17 protein-coding genes are annotated in these 16788 nt (G+C 64.0%); 7 read left to right on the top strand and 10 right to left on the bottom strand.

Features of this window, described 5'->3' with window-relative positions:
- The 3 genes from cysT to OKW20_RS28665 form a co-directional block, all read right to left on the bottom strand.
- A partial coding sequence (gene cysT, locus OKW20_RS28675) for a sulfate ABC transporter permease subunit CysT (RefSeq protein ID WP_429177617.1) occupies positions 1-557 on the bottom strand: 557 nt, incomplete at its 3' end.
- A 116-nt stretch (positions 558-673) separates the two neighbouring features.
- Positions 674-1711, bottom strand: coding sequence for a sulfate ABC transporter substrate-binding protein (locus tag OKW20_RS28670; protein WP_429116327.1), 1038 nt, complete (start codon positions 1709-1711; stop codon positions 674-676).
- 328 nt (positions 1712-2039) lie between these two features.
- Positions 2040-3098 carry a D-TA family PLP-dependent enzyme gene (locus OKW20_RS28665; protein ID WP_429177614.1) on the bottom strand — a complete coding sequence of 353 codons (1059 nt, stop codon included), beginning with the start codon at positions 3096-3098 and terminating at the stop codon, positions 2040-2042.
- 162 nt (positions 3099-3260) lie between these two features.
- Here OKW20_RS28665 and OKW20_RS28660 point away from each other — a divergent pair, with 162 nt between their 5' ends.
- The 4 genes from OKW20_RS28660 to OKW20_RS28645 all read left to right on the top strand — a co-directional run bounded on the left by OKW20_RS28660 (position 3261) and on the right by OKW20_RS28645 (position 6281).
- Complete coding sequence (locus OKW20_RS28660; RefSeq protein ID WP_052201656.1) at positions 3261-4100, top strand: transporter substrate-binding domain-containing protein; 840 nt, start codon at positions 3261-3263, stop codon at positions 4098-4100.
- 66 nt (positions 4101-4166) lie between these two features.
- A complete protein-coding gene (locus tag OKW20_RS28655; protein WP_043613628.1) occupies positions 4167-4829 on the top strand; it encodes an amino acid ABC transporter permease in 663 nt (220 codons plus the stop codon).
- A gap of 5 nt (positions 4830-4834) precedes the next feature.
- A complete protein-coding gene (locus OKW20_RS28650) occupies positions 4835-5497 on the top strand; it encodes an amino acid ABC transporter permease (protein WP_043613630.1) in 663 nt (220 codons plus the stop codon).
- Positions 5498-5510: 13 nt separating this feature from the next.
- Entirely contained in the window at positions 5511-6281 is a 771-nt protein-coding gene (locus tag OKW20_RS28645; RefSeq protein ID WP_429177611.1) for an amino acid ABC transporter ATP-binding protein, read from the top strand.
- Positions 6282-6347: 66 nt separating this feature from the next.
- Here OKW20_RS28645 and OKW20_RS28640 read toward each other — a convergent pair whose 3' ends face one another.
- The 6 genes from OKW20_RS28640 to OKW20_RS28615 all read right to left on the bottom strand — a co-directional run bounded on the left by OKW20_RS28640 (position 6348) and on the right by OKW20_RS28615 (position 12528).
- On the bottom strand, positions 6348-7433 hold the full coding sequence (locus OKW20_RS28640; protein WP_429177609.1) for an ABC transporter ATP-binding protein: 1086 nt from the start codon (positions 7431-7433) through the stop codon (positions 6348-6350).
- Positions 7430-8365 carry a PfkB family carbohydrate kinase gene (locus tag OKW20_RS28635; RefSeq protein WP_429177607.1) on the bottom strand — a complete coding sequence of 312 codons (936 nt, stop codon included), beginning with the start codon at positions 8363-8365 and terminating at the stop codon, positions 7430-7432. The genes OKW20_RS28640 and OKW20_RS28635 overlap by 4 nt, the downstream gene beginning before the upstream one ends.
- Before the next feature lie 2 nt (positions 8366-8367).
- Entirely contained in the window at positions 8368-9393 is a 1026-nt protein-coding gene (locus tag OKW20_RS28630; protein WP_429177605.1) for an SIS domain-containing protein, read from the bottom strand.
- Positions 9390-10235, bottom strand: a complete 846-nt coding sequence (locus tag OKW20_RS28625) for a carbohydrate ABC transporter permease (protein WP_429177603.1) — start codon at positions 10233-10235, stop codon at positions 9390-9392. The genes OKW20_RS28630 and OKW20_RS28625 overlap by 4 nt, the downstream gene beginning before the upstream one ends.
- On the bottom strand, positions 10235-11116 hold the full coding sequence (locus tag OKW20_RS28620; RefSeq protein WP_429177601.1) for a carbohydrate ABC transporter permease: 882 nt from the start codon (positions 11114-11116) through the stop codon (positions 10235-10237). The genes OKW20_RS28625 and OKW20_RS28620 overlap by 1 nt, the downstream gene beginning before the upstream one ends.
- A gap of 173 nt (positions 11117-11289) precedes the next feature.
- Complete coding sequence (locus OKW20_RS28615; protein ID WP_043613644.1) at positions 11290-12528, bottom strand: extracellular solute-binding protein; 1239 nt, start codon at positions 12526-12528, stop codon at positions 11290-11292.
- Between the two features lie 231 nt (positions 12529-12759).
- Between OKW20_RS28615 and OKW20_RS28610 the strand changes: the two genes are divergently transcribed.
- On the top strand, positions 12760-13989 hold the full coding sequence (locus OKW20_RS28610; protein ID WP_429177594.1) for an ROK family protein: 1230 nt from the start codon (positions 12760-12762) through the stop codon (positions 13987-13989).
- A gap of 17 nt (positions 13990-14006) precedes the next feature.
- Here the strand turns inward: OKW20_RS28610 and OKW20_RS28605 are convergent, their stop codons facing one another.
- On the bottom strand, positions 14007-14927 hold the full coding sequence (locus OKW20_RS28605; RefSeq protein WP_429177592.1) for a LysR family transcriptional regulator: 921 nt from the start codon (positions 14925-14927) through the stop codon (positions 14007-14009).
- 121 nt (positions 14928-15048) lie between these two features.
- Here OKW20_RS28605 and OKW20_RS28600 point away from each other — a divergent pair, with 121 nt between their 5' ends.
- Positions 15049-15918 carry a pirin family protein gene (locus tag OKW20_RS28600; RefSeq protein WP_429177590.1) on the top strand — a complete coding sequence of 290 codons (870 nt, stop codon included), beginning with the start codon at positions 15049-15051 and terminating at the stop codon, positions 15916-15918.
- Between the two features lie 155 nt (positions 15919-16073).
- Positions 16074-16751, top strand: coding sequence for an isochorismatase family protein (locus tag OKW20_RS28595; protein WP_429177586.1), 678 nt, complete (start codon positions 16074-16076; stop codon positions 16749-16751).
- Positions 16752-16788: the final 37 nt, after the last annotated feature.

The following is a 16788-nucleotide window of genomic DNA, read 5'->3' as shown; positions in this document are numbered from 1 at the left end:
CCAAGGGTGGCTGCCGCTTCTTCCACCTCCTTGTCGATCTCCTCCATGATCGGCTGCACGGTCCTGACGACGAAGGGCAGGCCGACGAAGATCAGGGCGATGACGATGCCGGCGGGGGTGAAGGCGATCTTCAGCCCAAGCGGCTCCAGGAACTGGCCGATCCAGCCGTTCGGGGCATAGAGCGTCGTCAGCGCAATGCCGGCAACCGCGGTCGGCAGGGCAAAGGGCAGGTCGACCATGGCGTCGATCACCCGCTTGCCGGGAAAGCGATAACGCACCAGCACCCAGGCGAGGATGACACCGAAGACGAGGTTGATGATCGCCGCGATGAAGGCCGTGCCGAAGGAGATCTTCAAGGCGTTCAGCGTGCGCGGATCGAGCGCCAGCGCCGCGAACTGCGCCCAACCGAGCCCGCTGGCCCGAAACACCAGACCCGACAACGGGATCAACACGATCAGAACCAGCCAGCTCAGCGTGATCCCGAGCGACAAACCAAATCCAGGCAAAACACTCGGCTGGCGAAATCGCCAGGGTGCAGTCTTCGTCGCATCCGTCAATGGCACTACCTTTGCAGTCTTTACGCGGTACGATGAAACGCGCTTCGCTCGAGGGCTCGGCCCGGCGCGAAGCAAGACGCGCAACCGGGCTTGCCGGCTGCGCGCGCTGTTCAGGATTATTGGCCCGGCTTGTAGAGCTGGTCGAAGACGCCACCGTCGCCGAAGAATTTCGGCTGGGCTTCCTTCCAGCCGCCAAAGTCCTCAATGGTGACGAGCTTCAGCTCGCCGAACCGCTTGATATCAGCCGGATCGGCGGCTGCCGGCTTGAACGGCCGGTAGTAGTGCTTGGCGGCGATCTTCTGGCCGGTATCGCTGTAGAGGTAGCCGAGATAGGCTTCCGCCACCTTGCGGGTGCCCTTGGCATCGACGTTGCCGTCGACGAGGGCCACCGGCGGTTCGGCCTTGATCGAGATCGACGGCGTGACGATCTCGAACTTGTCGGGGCCGAGCTCCTCGAGCGACAGATAGGCTTCGTTTTCCCAGGCGAGCAGCACGTCGCCGAGGCCGCGCTGGACGAAGGTCGTCGTCGAGCCGCGCGCGCCGGTATCGAGTACCGGCACGTGCTTGAACAGCTCTGTCACATATTCCTGCGCCTTGGCGTCGTCACCGCCATTGGCGGAGCGGCCATAGGCCCAGGCAGCGAGGAAGTTCCAGCGCGCGCCGCCCGAGGTCTTCGGGTTTGGCGTGATCACCTGGATATCGGGCTTGACCAGATCGCCCCAGTCCTTGATGCCTTTGGGGTTGCCCTTGCGCACCAGGAAGACGATCGTCGAGGTGTAGGGCGCACTGTTGTTCTCGAATTTCGACTTCCAGTCCGCCGGGATCTTGCCGGTTTCCTTGGCGATCGCGTCGATGTCGGCTTCGAGCGCCAGCGTCACGACGTCGGCCTGCAGACCGTCGATGACCGAACGAGCCTGTTTGCCCGAGCCGCCATGCGACGTCTGGATCGTCACGGTCTCGCCGGTATCTGCCTTCCACTTTTCGGCGAAGGCAGCATTGAAGTCCTTATAGAGTTCACGTGTCGGATCATAGGACACGTTCAAGATCGTCGTGTCGGCAAACGCAACACTCGCAGCTCCCAGCTGCAGGCCTCCGAGCACGATTGCCAGTCCCACCATTCCGGTAATTCGTCCAAAGACCATTTCGACCTCCATTGGTTACCAGATAAAACTATCAATTTTGTCGACTGCTACAACGTAAACCGATGACGCCAGAAGCTGCTATGGGGAAATGTCCTATCGTTTTGTCGGGCTTTTCGGGAACGGTTTGCCTGCAACCATTTCGGCGGCGGTGCCAAACCATCGCCAGTAACATGGAGGGCGCGACGCGGCTGTCCAGTGTCATGGCGTCGATTCTACCGTCCGGCATCTCGCGTGCGGAAGGGCACAGGAGATGCATTCGGCGGCAAGACCGATGGCGATGAAAGACGAATTTGTCGGGCAAAACGCTTCAATTCAGCGCTATTCGTTCCCTAGGGGGTGCTTAGAGCACGTGGCCGCGCGCTACCACCGGCCACACATCCTTCAATGTGTCGCCTTCGACGATATGGACGGCGTCGAACATGTTGGTCACGACGCAGGCGTGGTTCGGCACGATCCTCAGCTGATCGCCGACCTTGAGCCCGATTGGCCCGTCGGTGACGAGGCGGCCGTGTTCCTCCGACAGCTGGTCGATGCGGATGTCGTCGCGGCCGAGCACGTGGCCGTAGCCGGTGAGGCCGAGCAGATCCGAGGTCAGCACCTTGCTGCCGGCATCGATGATGGCCCGGTTTTCGGAAGGGACCGAGACGACGGTCGCCAGCACTGTCAGCGCGCACTCGTCCCAGCCGGCGACGCCGCGCGAAACCAGCGAGCGGTCGTTGTAGATATAGGTGCCGGGGCGGTACTCGCTGGCAACAGGCGCGCCGTCGGCATGCATCATGCTCGGCGTGCCGCCGGAGGTAATCGCCGGCACGGCAATGCCGTCGGCTTCGATCAGCTGCTTCGCCTCGCTCATGAAGGCCTGGACCTTCGCCTGGCCGTTGACGGGCGGATAGGTCATCAGGCCGCCGAAGACGAGCCCCTTTGCCTCTTCGATCCGGCGGGCGAGTTTGGCGGCTTCCGCCGGGGAGCCGACGCCGCAGCGATCGGCGCCGGTGTTGCATTCGACGAACACGCGCAGCGGCTTTTCTTTACCGGCGAAATAGCCGGCGAGCCCATCGATGACCGTTCCGCTGTCGGCGACGACCGCGAGCGAAACGCGGTCATTGAGCCGCTCCAGCCGCGCCATCTTGGCTTCGCCGAGAATGTTGTAGGTGATCAGCACGTCCCTGATCCGCTCGCTACCCGCAACCATCGCTTCCGCCTCGGTGACCTTCTGGCAGGTGATGCCGACGGCGCCGGCTTGAAGCTGAAGCTCGGCCATCTGCGGCAGCTTGTGCGTCTTGATGTGCGGGCGGACGCGAATGCCGTGCTCATCCGCATAGGCCTGAAAGCGCTCGATGTTGCGCTTGGCAATATCAAGATCGACGAGAACGGCCGGGGTTTCGATCGGCAGGGGCATCGCGACTCAACTCCTCTTGGGCGGCGCAGGATCGGGGCGAAACTACCTCAACTGCCCTTGACAAGATATGACCGCGGGCCTTTGATACGTCAATCCATTATTCAAGATTATGATGCATAGTAATAGAATAATGGTGGGGAGGCTAAAAAAGGGAGGAATGAAATGAGCAAGACCGTTTTTGCAGCGGCTGCCATCGCAGTCATGGCTATGGCCGGTACGGCCGCGGCCCAGGAACCGGCGAGCAAGCTGGACGAAGTGATCGCCCGCGGTCATCTGGTCATGGGCACCGGCAGCACCAATGCGCCGTGGCATTTCAAGAGCGCCGACGACAAGCTGCAGGGCTTCGATGTCGACATGGGCCGTATCATCGCCAAGGCGCTGTTCGGCGATCCGGAAAAGATCGAGTTCGTCAATCAGTCGTCCGACGCCCGCATTCCGAACATCACCACCAACAAGGTGGATATTACCTGCCAGTTCATGACGGTGACCGGTGAGCGCGCGCAGCAGATCGCCTTCACCATTCCCTACTATCGCGAGGGCGTGGGCCTGATGCTGAAGGCCGACGGCAAATATGCCGATTACGCCGCGCTCAAGGCCGCCGGCTCGTCCGTCACCGTATCCGTGCTGCAGAACGTCTATGCCGAGGCGATGGTGCATGCCGCCTTGCCAGAAGCGACGGTCGACCAGTACGAATCCGTCGACCTCATCTATCAGGCGCTGGAATCCGGACGCGCCGACACGGTCGCCACCGACCAGTCGTCGCTCGCCTGGTACATGACCCAGAACCCCAACCGCTACAAGGATGCCGGCTACGGCTGGAACCCGCAGACCTATGCCTGCGGCGTCAAGCGCGGCGACCAGGACTGGCTGAACTTCGTCAACACCGCACTGCACGAGGCGATGACCGGCGTCGAGTTCGACTTCTATGCGAAGTCGTTCAAGACCTGGTTCGGCAAGGACCTTGCTCCGCCGCAGATCGGTTTCCCGGTCGAGTACAAGTAAGCCTCTCCGGGGCGATCCCGCCGCCTGCGGGGTCGCTCTCCGTCCTTCGGCATGGGTGGCTGAAACATGGGCTATACTCTGAATTTTTCCGCGGTCTGGCGCTCCTTCGATCTTCTGCTCGAAGGGCTGGCGCTCAGCCTCGGCCTCGCCTTCGCGGCGATCCTTGCGGGCTGCCTGATCGGCCTCGTCACGGCGTTCGGGCTGGTGTCAAAAAACCCGTTCCTGCGCAAGCCGGCCGGTCTCTACGTGACCGTCATCCGCAACACGCCGATCCTGGTTCTGGTGCTGTTCAGCTACTTCGCCTTGCCGCAACTCGGCGTCAGGCTCGGCAAGATCGAGAGCTTCGTGCTGACGCTGGCGATCTATTCCGGCGCCTATCTCGCTGAAGTTTTTCGCGGCGGGCTGCTCTCGGTACCGCCGGGGCAGCGCGAGGCGGGGCTGGCGATCGGGCTCACGGAAATGCAGATCCGCACCTCGATCATCCTGCCCTTGATGCTGCGCAACGTGCTGCCCTCGCTCAGCAGCACGATGATCTCGCTGTTCAAGGACACTTCGCTTGCCGCGGCGATCGCCGTTCCCGAACTCACCTTCGAGGCGCGAAAGATCAACGTCGAGACCTTCCGGGTGATCGAGACCTGGATCGTCGCGAGCTGCCTCTATGTCGCCACCTGTTCGGTGCTTGCCGCCCTGATGCGCGCGGTCGAGCGTCGTCTCTCCGTGCCGAGGTGATCGCGATGGATTTTCCAGCATTTCTCGATCAGCTCTGGCTCGCCCGCATTCCCTTGCTGAAGGGGCTCGGTGTTTCGATCTCGATCTCCTTCCTGTCGATCGTCGTTGGAACGGTACTCGGCGTCTTCGTCGGCCTCGCGCTCACCTATGGCTATCGGCCGGTGCAATGGATCGTGCGCGGCTATACGGATTTCATCCGGGGTACGCCGGTTCTCGTGCTCGTTCTTGCGAGCTACTATGTGCTCAGCACCGTCGGCATCGATCTCGGGCCCTTCCAGGCCGGCATCCTGGCGTTGTCGATCTTCTGCAGCTCCCATGTCGGCGAGCTCGTTCGCGGCGCTCTGCAGGCAATCCCGAAGGGGCAGACGGAGGCGGCGAAGGCCATCGGTCTGACATTTTCGCAGACCTTCGTCTACGTGCTCGGCCCGCAGGCGTTGCGGCAGGCGCTGCCGGCCTGGGTCAATACAGCGGCCGAGATGGTCAAGGCCTCGACGCTTCTGTCGATCATCGGCGTCGCCGAGCTTCTGCTTCGCACCCAGGAGCAGATCTCGCGCAGCTTCATGAGCCTGGAGTTCTATTTCTTCGCTGGCTTCCTCTATTTCGTCATCAACTACAGCATCGAGCGCTTCGGCCGTTACGTCGAACGCAAGACCGCTGTCCCATCCTGAGGCTTCGGCTCCGATGACCCAGACATTGCTTGAAATCCGCGATCTCCATAAACGCTACGGCGCCGTCGAAGTGCTGAAGGGCGTCGACTGCACCATGGCGCAAGGGGAGGTCATCTCCATCATCGGCTCCAGCGGCTCGGGTAAGACGACGATGCTGCGCTGTATCAACATGCTGGAGGAGTTCCAGGGCGGCTCGATCCGCATCGACGGCCAGGAGATCGGCTACGAGACCGTGGGTGGCCAACGCCGCCGCAAGAAGGAAAAGGAAATCGCCCGCCAGCGGGCGATGACCGGCATGGCCTTCCAGCAGTTCAACCTCTTCCCGCATATGAGCGCGGCGAGAAACATCATGCTCGGCCTGATGAAAGTCCGCGGCATGGGGCGCGACGAGGCGCGGGCGGTTGCGGAGAAATGGCTGGACCGCGTCGGGCTGCTGTCGCGCATGGATCACTTTCCCGGCCAGCTCTCGGGCGGACAGCAGCAGCGCGTGGCGATCGCCCGGGCGATCGCGATGAACCCGAAGCTGATGCTGTTTGACGAGGTGACTTCGGCGCTCGATCCGGAACTCGTCAACGAGGTGCTGCAGGTGATCAAGGGGCTTGCCGAAGACGGCATGAGCATGCTGCTCGTCACCCACGAAATGCGCTTTGCCTATGAGGTCTCGACGCGGGTGATCTTCATGAACCAGGGGCGCATCGGCGAGGAGGGCAATCCGAAGGAAATGTTCGTGAAGCCGCAGACGGAACGTCTGGCGGAGTTCCTGAAAAGCTCGTCCTTCAACTGATCCGGGTTCTATGATCGGGCCGGCCGCCGCAAAAGCGACGGCCGGCTCTCATTTTCCGCGAAAGGCTCAGCCTTTCGCGAGCGACCGGCCGCTTTGCGGATCGAAGAGATGCAGCGCATCCGCCTCGATGGTGAAGGCGCGCTCGTCGCCGGCAAGCAGCGAACTGCGCGGCGGCAGGCAGGCGGTGATGCGCTGGTCACCGATCCGCGCGGTGGTGACGAGTTCCGGGCCGGTCAGTTCAACCACCTCGACACGCGCCTTGAACTGTGGCGCAGCCTCGTCGCCGGAGGCCAGTCTTAGCGCTTCCGGACGAATGCCGACCTTGACGCGCTGACCATCGGAGACCAGGCCGCGAAAATGGGGCGGCAGGGCGATTGCCTGATCACCGCCGGCGATCGTCACCGTGCCTTGCGCAACGATCGCGTCCAAGATGTTCATCGGCGGCGAGCCGACGAAGCCAGCGACATAGAGCGTAGCCGGCCGGTCGTAGATTTCCTCCGGTGTGCCGAGCTGCTCGATCCGGCCGTCGCGCATCACGGCGATGCGGGTTGCGAGTGTCATCGCCTCGATCTGGTCGTGGGTCACGTAGACGACGGTCGTCTTCAACATCTGGTGCAGGCGCTTGAGCTCGGTGCGCATTTCCATGCGCAGCTTGGCGTCGAGGTTGGAGAGCGGCTCGTCGAAGAGGAAGACCTGCGGATTGCGCACCAGCGCCCGGCCGATCGCGACGCGCTGGCGCTGGCCGCCCGAGAGCTGGCTTGGCTTGCGCTCGAGCAGGTTTTCGATCTGCAGCAGTTTTGCGGTTTCCTTCACCGCCTTCTCGCGTTCGGCGACCGGAACCTTGCGCATCTCCAGGCCGAAGCCGATGTTCCGCGCGACGCTCATGTTCGGGTAGAGCGCATAGGACTGGAACACCATGGCGATGTCGCGATCCTTCGGATGCGCGCCGAGAATGGAGCGCTCGCCGATGCGGATGTCGCCGCCTGTCGGCTCCGCCAGTCCGGCGATGATGTTGAGAAGCGTGGACTTGCCGCAGCCGGACGAGCCGAGAAGGACGAGGAACTCGCCGCTTTCGAGCGCGATGTCGATGCCCTTCAGCGTCTCGATCTCGCCATAGCGCTTGTGGATGTTCTCTATGGCAAGAGCGCTCATGCGCCGGTCTCCTGAAGGTAGGACGAAAGCGGTTGGCCGTAGCTGCGCGGCAGGGTGGAGATCGCCTCCGAGGCGATGGCGACGCCGGTGCGCAGGCAGGCTTCGAGCGGGACTTCGGCTGCAAGTGCCGCGAGGAAGCCGGCATTGAAGACGTCGCCGGCGCCGATCGTGTCGACCACGGTAACGACGGGTGCTGCCGCCGATGAAACGCGGCCTTCCGCGTCGATGGCGATCGCGCCGTGCGGGCCGCGCTTGACGACGACGATCGCGTCCTCGGGCATGTGTTTGCGGAGCTCGCGCGCCGCCTCGGTCGGGTCGGAGACGCCTGTCAGAGTCGTCGTCTCGACCTCGTTGAAGAGCGCCAGCCGGCAGCGCTTCAACCAGCCGATGGTCGCCGCGCAGTTCGCCTCGGTCCAGCCGTCGAGCGGCCAGCCGGTGTCGAGGGCCACTGCAATGTCGTGCGCATCGGCCCAGTCGAAGAAGCGGTCATAGTCTGCGGTCAGCGCGTCGGTCAGGAACGAGCCGGTCAGAAGCGCGTAACCGCCGCGCAGTCTTTCGCCGTCGAGCATGGCACGGACTTCCTCGAAATTGAGGAGCGGCAGATGCCCGCGCGTGGTGAAAAAGGTGCGCTCGCCATCGGGATGGGTGATGCCGACGGAGAGCGTGGTTCCGACAGTCTCGACCGGCCAGGCCTTGGATCGCTCGGGAAAGGCCTGCCTCAGCCAGGTGCCGAACTGGTCGTTGCCGACATTGGCCGCGATCGCGTAGTCGACGCCGAGCGCGTCCCAGGCAAGCGCGCTGTTGCCGGCGCAGCCGCCGACGCGCAACTCGTCATGGTCGACGATGATTTCGGTTCCGGCCTTGGGCCAGGGGGCCGCCGGCCCGAGGATGAGGTCGACATTGGCGTTGCCGACCACGGCAAGAGAACGCATCGTTATTCGCTCCGGGTAATCTTGGTCGAGCGCACGGGGGTGCCGGCATTCTCGACGCGGGCCGCCGCAAAGGCGATCATGAAGGATTGGGCGACCGGCAGCATGGCGAAGATCGCCGCCAGGCCGGAAGCCGATGCAAAGGGGATGGTGGTGACGCCATCGATCGCCGCCTCGCCGGACGCGTCGAAGACGACGACCGGCGAACCGGCTTCGGCAGCCGAGATCGCCATGGCGCGAACGAGCCCGGCGGTCGGATCCGCGCCACGGAAGAGAACGACGCCGACCGAAGGGCCGAGCATTTCCATCGGCCCATGCCGAAGCTGGCCGCCTTCGAGCGAGAAGCACGGCAGGCGAGAGAGTTCGGTGAGGCCGAGGCCGATCGCCTCGGCGAGACCCTGCAGACGACGGCCCGAAGTGACGACGGAGCGGACGTCCGTCAGCGCCGCAAGCGCTGCGGACGTATCCGGCGCTTGCGGATTTTCCAATGCGGAAAGCGCGTCGGCGGGATCGTCGCCGAGCGCTGCGAGCACGGCGAGATGCAGGGCGAAGCTGATCGTCAGGCTGCGGGTGGCGGCAAAGGCCTTTTCGGTCCCGCCGACACCGACGAGCGACGGCGCGTTGCTAGCGAGGAAGGAGCCGCCCTCCAGCGTCAGCCCGAACGTGTGCGGCGTTCCGCCATTGGTCTCGCCGAACCATCGCAGCACTTCGGCACTTTCGCCGGACTGAGAAGTGATGAGGATCGTCTTGCCTTCGATCGACAGCGGCTGGCCGAGCTGCTCGGAGAGTGGCAGGGCGACGGCGTCGATGCCATGGGCGCGGTAGAGCGGTTCGACGGCGCGGCCGACGGCATGCGAGCCGCCCATGCCAAGCAGGAGGAGTTTGCCGGTCGCCTTCAGTGAGCGGGCGATCTCCGCGGCGCGCGGCGCTGCGCCGCGGACCGAGGCGATGGCGTCGGCCGCCTGGCGCGCCATTTCACGATCGATTGCGACGAGCCCAGCGGGGCGTTCCGAAGTGGTCATAGCCGTCATCCCTTCACACCGCCGCTGGTCAGCCCGGAGATCAGGGCACGTTGCATGACGAGGCCGATCAGGACCGGGGGCAGGGCGGCCAGCACCCCGGCTGTGGCGATCAGCCCGTAATCGGAGACACGGCCGCCGGCGAGATCGGAAATGGCAACCGTCAGTGTCTTGGCGCGCAGATCCGACGTGAAGAGCAGCGCGTAGAAGAATTCGTCCCAGGCGAGCAGGAACGCAAAGAGGGCCGATGTCGCCATGACGGGTGCCGCGAGCGGAAGCGTGATGAGCCGCAGGATCTGGTCGAGGCGGGCGCCGTCGATCATCGCCGCACTCTCGATTTCCCTGGGGATGGAATCGAAGCCGGATTTCAAGAGCCAGGTGGTGAAGGGTGCGAGAATGGTGAGGTAGACGAGCGCCAGGCCGAACACCGAATTCAGAAGTCCGAGATAGGCAAGCCCCATGTAGAGCGGCACGGCAAGCGCCACCGGCGGCAGCATGTAGGTGGCAATCACCGCATAGAGCGACCAGGAGACATTTGACGTGCGCGACACCGCCCAGGCGGCCGGAATGGCGACCGCGATCGCTGCCAGCGTCGCCATGCCGGCGACCTTCAGGCTGTTGAAAAGCGAAGCGGTAAAGGCCGCGCCTGCGCTGTTTTCGATCGTCGAAAGCAGCAGCCGGTAGCGCGAAAGGTCGATTTCCTCCGGCCACCAGTTGAGCGGCTTCGCCGAGAGGTCGGCGGCCGACGAAATGCTCATGACGAAGAGCCAGAGGATCGGGGCTAGAATGACCGCGGCCAGCAGCAGTGCAGCCGCATAGACGAAAACGGTAAAGAGGGGGCTTTGGCGTTCCATCACGAGGCTCCCGCGGCTTTGCGCACCATGGCCGCGTAGGCGACGGCGAGCACGGTGACGAGCAGGGTGACGATCAGCGCCAGCGAGGCGCCGGATCCCGCCCGCTGAAAGGAGAAGGCTTCCTGGTAGACCAGGATCGACAGGGTGCGGGTGCTGTTGGCCGGTCCGCCGCGCGTCATCACCCAGATGAGGTCGAAGACCTTGAAGGCCTCGATGGTGCGCAGCACCAGCGCAACCAGCAGCGGGCCTGCCAGATAGGGCATGATGACGTAGCGGAACCGATTGAACGGCCCGGCGCCGTCGACGAGCGAGGCGGCGGTGATGTCGCGCGGTACGGCCTGAAGGGCGGCGAGCGCGATTAGCGCCACCAGCGGAAAGTTCTTCCAGCAGTCGGCGATGATCAGCGCCGTCAGCGCCGAGCCGGGCTCGCCGAGCCAGGAGCGGTAGCTGTCGATCAGGCCGATCTGCGTCAGGGCGGCGTTGAGCGCACCGTATTCCGGGTTGTAGATCAGCCGCCACAGCGTGGCGTTGACCACGGTCGGGAGCGCCCAGGGCAGGATCATCAGGGCTCTGAGCGCCGTGCGGCCGCGGAATTGCTGGTTGAGCAGCAGGGCTGCGAGCACGCCGAGCACCATTTCCGCCGTGACCGAGACGACCGCGAACCAGGTCGTCGTGATGAACGCACGCTGGAAATTCGAGCCACCAAGCATCTTGGCATAGTTGTCGAAGCCGACGAACGTGCCTTCCGTGCCGACGAGCTTGGCGTCGGTGAAGGAAAGCCTGATCGTGTCGATCAACGGCCAGCCGATGACGGCGATCATCACCGCCAGCAGTGGCAGCATGAGCAGCCATGCGCGCGTTGTTATCCAGGTGCCGGACATAGGATGGAAACCTTCTCGGGCCTAGGGAGCCCCGTCATGCTATCGCATACTGCCCCGGATCGTCATCGACCCAAGCGAATGATGCGCCAAATCAAAGTGTTGAAGCGTGGCGGTGCTGCCGCCAGTTCCCGCGGTCCCCGGGCGGTTTCCCGCCCGGGGCTTGGGAGGGCGGCTCAAAGGCCGCTGTTTTCGGCCGCCGTCTTCAGGGCGTCTTCGGCCGAAGCCTGGCCGAGAAGCGCTTCCTGGATCGCCTGTTGAAGGGCGGTCGAAAGTTCCTGGTACTTCGGGGTCGTCGGACGCGGATACATGGCCGCAAGGCCGAGCTTGGCAGCGCCGATCAGCTCTTCCTGGCCCTTGGTGACGCTGGCATCCTCATAGGACGAGGCCCAGATCGGCAGGCTGAGCTTGGCATAGGCGTTCTGCGTCTGCTGCGAGGTCATGTAGACGATGTACTTCCACGCCTCGTCCGGGCTCTTGCTGGTCGAGGTGACGCCGAGACCCATCGAGCCGTTGACGGCCGAGACTTCGCTCTTGCCGGCCACGCCCGGTGCCGGCACGACGCCGACCTTGCCCGCGACCTTGCTTTCCTTCGGATCGTTGGCGAGGTTGTACATGTAGGTCCAGTTGAGCGCGAAGGCAGCTTCGCCGTTCTGGAACACCTTGCGCACGTCCTCCTCCAGGAATTCCTTGGAGTTCGGATTGGTGAGCCCCGAGGTGTAGCTCGTCACCATGTAGTTGAGCGCATCGAGACCGCCGCCCGACGTAAAGGCCGGCTTGCCACCGTCGATGAACTTGCCGCCATAGGCGCTGACGAGGGTGGTATAGTCGCAGATCGCGGCTTCCGCCTGCGACCAGCTCCAGGCGATCGGGGTGGCGAGCAGGCCCTTGTCCTTGATGACCTTGGCCTGTTCGGCAAGCTCGTCCCAGGTCTTCGGCGGCGCCTTGATGCCGGCCTTCTCCAGGATTTCCTTGTTGTAGAACAGGTATTTGGTATCGAGAATCCAAGGCATGCCGTAGCGCTTGCCGTCATATTCGACCGTCGTCCAGGCGCCGGGCAGAACGCCGGACTTCATCTCGTCGGTGATGCGGTCGGTGACGTCGACGAGCACCTTGTTAGCTGCATATTCGGCCGGCCAGATCACGTCGAAGAGCACGACGTCGTAGCCGCCGCCGGAACCCTGCGCCAGCACGGTCTTGTCGTGCAGGCCTTCGTAGGGAACGAATTCGAGATTGACCTTCACATCCGGGTTGGCCTTGGTGAAGGCCTCGGTCATGGCGCGCACATCCGCCTCGCTATAGGCGGCCTGGGCCATGAACAGTGCGTTGAGCGTCGTTTCCGCATGCGCGTGGCCAGCAAAGGAGACGCCGGCAAGGGTCGCGCAAAGCAGCGTCGTTCTTATGGATTTCAACATTCCTACCTCCCAATGACATAAGCGTTTCAGATTTCCCGGCATGCCCTATGCGGCACGCCGCATGCGAGAAGTCCGCCTTTCGCGAAGCGGCTGTCGACATATCAATTGGAGCGCTCGCGGTGGTCTTGCCGCCGCTGTCGTTCCCCCGAAGCTCTTTTCGGCTTCTATTAAGTCAATTGTCTTGACTTATTTTTTGTTCAATATTCTAACAGTGTCAAGAGGGGTTTTTGGATGAACGATATGCGCCTGATCCGGGCGAAGAGCGGCACCAATCAGGAGGGGACGAGCGCGCATAACCGCCGCGTCATGATCGACGCGTTGCGGCTGAACGGCCAATTGTCCCGCGCTGACCTTGCCCGTGCGACGGCGCTGACCAAGCAGACCGTTTCCAACATCATCGAGGACCTGGAGCGAGACGGGCTGGTCGAGTCGCTGGAGGCCGTGCGCAATGGCCGCGGGCAGCCGTCCACGCCCTACCGGCTGGTTCCGGAAGGCGCGTTTGCGATCGGGTTGCAGATCGACCGGCACGTGACGCGCACGATCGCGGTCGATCTTGTCGGCCGGGTGCTTGCCCGCGGCGAGGCCAACCTGCCGGCCGGCGGGCCGGCGACCGGGGTCAGGACCATCCTCGAGCTGATCGAAAAGACCCGCCGCGACCTGACGGCGCTGGCGCCCCATTCGGAGGATCGTCTCGTCGGGCTTGGCGCCGCCATGCCCGGTCCGTTCGGTGTGGACGCCGATGCCGACGACCCCTGGATGATGGCCGCCTGGCAGAACTTTCCGTTGCTCGAAACGCTTGCCGCCGGTACCGGGCTCGATGTCGGCCTGCAGAACGACGCCGCTGCGGCCGCGACCGCCGAGCGCATGGTCGGGGCGGCGCATGGTGTCGATCATGCGATCTGCATTTACTTCGGCTACGGTCTCGGCGCGGGCCTGATCCTCAACGGCGAGCTTTATCGCGGCGCCAACGGCAATGCCGGCGAGATCGGCATGATCCTCAGCCTGCCGCGCGGGGCCAGTTCCGACGAGCGTATGCCGCTCGAACACCGTGCCTCGATCGCGTCGCTGTGCAAGCTTCTCGACCTCGATCCGGCCGACCCGGACCTCTATGCGCGCATTGATGCCGTGGCCACGAGCCCGGACCACAGCCTGCTTCGCTGGATCGACGCGGCCGCCTTCGAAATGCGCGCGGCTGTCCAGGCGCTGGAAACGATCTTCGACCCGCAGACTGTGATCCTCTGCGGTGGCCTGCCGCCGGGCCTTGCGCGCCTGTTGACCGACGCGATGATGCCGCTGCTGCCGTCGATCGCCGATCGGCGAGACCGCACGCTTCCGAGGCTTCAGGTCGGCTTCACCGACCCCTGGGCGGTGGCGATCGGTGCTGCCGCCGAGCCGATCAGCCGGACCTTCGATCCGCGCTTTTCGGCAATCCTCAAGACCCGGGTCGCCGCCGTCGTCTGACGGCCGGCTTCCGGCGATCAGGTCCGTGGTTCGTCCAGACGGGCAAGTTCCGCAAATTCGGCGCCGAGAAAATCGAGCAGGGCGCGCACGGATGGAAGCAGGCCGCGCCGCGACGGGAAGGCCGCATGAATGATGCCGGCCTTCGGCGCCCAGTCGGGCAAAACGTCCACAAGCGTGCCGTCCTTCAGGTCCTGCCGCACCACCATGGTCGGCAGTTGGCAGATGCCGACGCCGTTGAGCGCGGCGAGCCGCAGGGCCACCATATCCTCTGTCACCAGCCGCGGCCGGTGCCGGACGATCGCGGTCGCGCCGTCGGGGCCGTCGAGCCGCCAGTCGTGACTCTGGCGATCGGGGTTCCAGGCAAGGCTCGGCAGGCCACCGAGATCCGCCGGTGCCGGTGGGTTGGCCATGCCGGCAAGCAGCCTGGGGCTGGCGACCAGCCTTTGCTTGCTCTCAGCGAACCGCTTGACGACAAGATCGCTTTCCTCGAGCGGGGGGAAGCGCACGCGAATGGCGACATCGATGCCTTCGCGCAGGACGTCGACGCGCCGATTGGTGCTTTCGAGCACGACCTCGACCTTCGGGCATTCGGCCATGAAGCGCGCGATCATCTCGCCTACCTGGAAATAGACGACAGACGACGGGCAGCTGACATGAACCACGCCCTGTGGTTCGGAGCGGGTGCGGTCGATCATTTCCTGCGCGGCCTCGGCCTCCACCAGCATGGCCACGCAATGACGGTAATATTCGCGCCCGATCTCGGTGATGACGAAGTGGCGCGTCGAGCGCTGCACCAGCCGCACCCCGAGGCGCTCTTCGAGAAGGCCGATGCGACGGCTCAGGCGCGAGCGCGGCATGTTCAATTTGCGGGCCGCGGCGGCAAAGCCGTTCTGCTCGACAACGTCGACGAACAGCTTGAGATCGTTCAAATCCTGCATGGGCGTTTGTCCTGTTTTCAGGACACTATAGACCGATTTAGCCGTCTACCGCCAGATTTGGTGCACGCATATCTTCCCTACAATGCTCTCGCTGACATGGCGAGGCCAAGGAGAAACAGCCATGAGAAAGATACTCGGCATCTTCGGGAATGCGCATCCGCATTGGGTTGGCGATGGCTTTCCGGTTCGTTCGCTGCTGGCGCGTGACCGCGCCGGCGATCATGCAAGCCCCTTCCTGCTGCTCGACTACGCTGGGCCGATGAATTTTGCGCCGGGCGTTACCCCGCGCGGCGTCGGTGTCCATCCGCACCGCGGCTTCGAGACCGTGACCATCGTCTACCAGGGCGAGGTCGACCACCGCGACTCCGCCGGCAATGGCGGCCATATCGGTCCGGGCGACGTGCAATGGATGACGGCCGCCGGCGGTATCTTGCACGAGGAGTTCCATTCGGAGCGTTTCACCCGAGAAGGCGGCACGCTTGAAATGGTGCAGCTCTGGGTCAATCTGCCGGCCGCCCACAAGAGTGTCGATCCCGGCTACCAGACGCTGCTCGATCGCGACATTCCGACGGTCAGCCTGCCGGACGGTGCGGGATCGCTGAGGGTGATCGCCGGAAGCTACGCCGGAACGCAAGGACCTGCGCGCACCTACACGCCGCTCAATCTCTGGGACCTGCGCCTGAAGCAGCAGGGTTCGCTCAGCCTTGACCCGCCCGAGGGCCACTCGCTCGGCCTGGCGGTCCTGCGCGGCAACGTGCTCGTCAACGGCAGCGATCTCGTCGGCGAGGCGCAGTTCGTGCTCTTCGGCCGCGACGGTGGCGGCATCACGCTGGACGCCAGTTCGGATGCTGCTGCGCTGATCCTCACCGGCGAGCCGATCGACGAGCCGGTCGCCATGTACGGGCCCTTCGTCATGAACACCGAGCAGGAAATCAGGCAGGCGATGACGGACTTCCAGTCCGGTCGCTTCGGCAAGATCGCGAGCGCCTAGCTCCGGCTCGGCGCACGCACCGGGTCGATGCTCGGATGACCCACCGGCGGCAGCGATCCGCCTAAAGATCTAGAGCCTCACACGGAGCAACGGCCGCAAATCAACCGGGCCGTTGTCTCGACACAAATAGACGTCAATCAACAAGGAGCAAGACCATGACCCCTGCAAACTTCAACGGGCAGCGCCCGGTTATCGATCCCGATGATGCGGTGATGCTTTTGATCGACCACCAGAGCGGCCTGTTCCAGACCGTCAACGACATGCCGATGCCGAAGCTTCGCGCCCATGCGGCAGCGCTTGCCAGCATGGCGACGCTGACGAAGATGCCGGTCATCACCACCGCCTCCGTGCCACAGGGCCCGAACGGCCCGCTGATCCCGGAAATCCATGCCAATGCGCCGCATGCCAAGTATGTCGCCCGCCGCGGCGAGATCAACGCCTGGGACAATCCGGACTTCGTCGCCGCCGTCAAGGAAACCGGCCGCAAGACCCTGATCATTGCCGGCACGATCACCAGCGTCTGCATGGCCTTCCCGGCGATCAGCGCCGTCTATGATGGCTACAAGGTCTTCGTGGTCGTCGATGCCTCGGGCACCTATTCGAAGATGGCGGAGGAAATCACGCTTGCCCGTGTGGTCCAGGCCGGCGTGGTGCCGATGGATACGGCAGCCGTCGCGTCTGAACTGCAGCGCACCTGGCATCGCGACGACGCCCAGCAGTGGGCCGAGATCTACACCAAGATCTTCCCGGAATACCAGCTGCTGATCGAAAGCTACCTCAAGGCCCAGCAGGTCGAGAAGGACCAGGAAAAGCTGGACTCGCAGCGCGGCTAAGACCATCGCGAGAGCAAACGAAGCACCCACGGCAGAC

Origin of the sequence: Ensifer sp. LBL (assembly GCF_050435225.1) — a bacterium.
Classification (GTDB): domain Bacteria; phylum Pseudomonadota; class Alphaproteobacteria; order Rhizobiales; family Rhizobiaceae; genus Ensifer.
This window is presented reverse-complemented; position numbering and strand designations above follow the sequence as displayed.

Coding starts and splice junctions, on each gene's coding strand:
- OKW20_RS28670 (WP_429116327.1), bottom strand. CDS start 1,711: ATGGAGGTCGAAATGGTCTTTGGACGAATTACCGGAATGGTGGGACTG.
- OKW20_RS28665 (WP_429177614.1), bottom strand. CDS start 3,098: ATGCCCCTGCCGATCGAAACCCCGGCCGTTCTCGTCGATCTTGATATT.
- OKW20_RS28660 (WP_052201656.1), top strand. CDS start 3,261: ATGAGCAAGACCGTTTTTGCAGCGGCTGCCATCGCAGTCATGGCTATG.
- OKW20_RS28655 (WP_043613628.1), top strand. CDS start 4,167: ATGGGCTATACTCTGAATTTTTCCGCGGTCTGGCGCTCCTTCGATCTT.
- OKW20_RS28650 (WP_043613630.1), top strand. CDS start 4,835: ATGGATTTTCCAGCATTTCTCGATCAGCTCTGGCTCGCCCGCATTCCC.
- OKW20_RS28645 (WP_429177611.1), top strand. CDS start 5,511: ATGACCCAGACATTGCTTGAAATCCGCGATCTCCATAAACGCTACGGC.
- OKW20_RS28640 (WP_429177609.1), bottom strand. CDS start 7,433: ATGAGCGCTCTTGCCATAGAGAACATCCACAAGCGCTATGGCGAGATC.
- OKW20_RS28635 (WP_429177607.1), bottom strand. CDS start 8,365: ATGCGTTCTCTTGCCGTGGTCGGCAACGCCAATGTCGACCTCATCCTC.
- OKW20_RS28630 (WP_429177605.1), bottom strand. CDS start 9,393: ATGACGGCTATGACCACTTCGGAACGCCCCGCTGGGCTCGTCGCAATC.
- OKW20_RS28625 (WP_429177603.1), bottom strand. CDS start 10,235: ATGGAACGCCAAAGCCCCCTCTTTACCGTTTTCGTCTATGCGGCTGCA.
- OKW20_RS28620 (WP_429177601.1), bottom strand. CDS start 11,116: ATGTCCGGCACCTGGATAACAACGCGCGCATGGCTGCTCATGCTGCCA.
- OKW20_RS28615 (WP_043613644.1), bottom strand. CDS start 12,528: ATGTTGAAATCCATAAGAACGACGCTGCTTTGCGCGACCCTTGCCGGC.
- OKW20_RS28610 (WP_429177594.1), top strand. CDS start 12,760: ATGAACGATATGCGCCTGATCCGGGCGAAGAGCGGCACCAATCAGGAG.
- OKW20_RS28605 (WP_429177592.1), bottom strand. CDS start 14,927: ATGCAGGATTTGAACGATCTCAAGCTGTTCGTCGACGTTGTCGAGCAG.
- OKW20_RS28600 (WP_429177590.1), top strand. CDS start 15,049: ATGAGAAAGATACTCGGCATCTTCGGGAATGCGCATCCGCATTGGGTT.
- OKW20_RS28595 (WP_429177586.1), top strand. CDS start 16,074: ATGACCCCTGCAAACTTCAACGGGCAGCGCCCGGTTATCGATCCCGAT.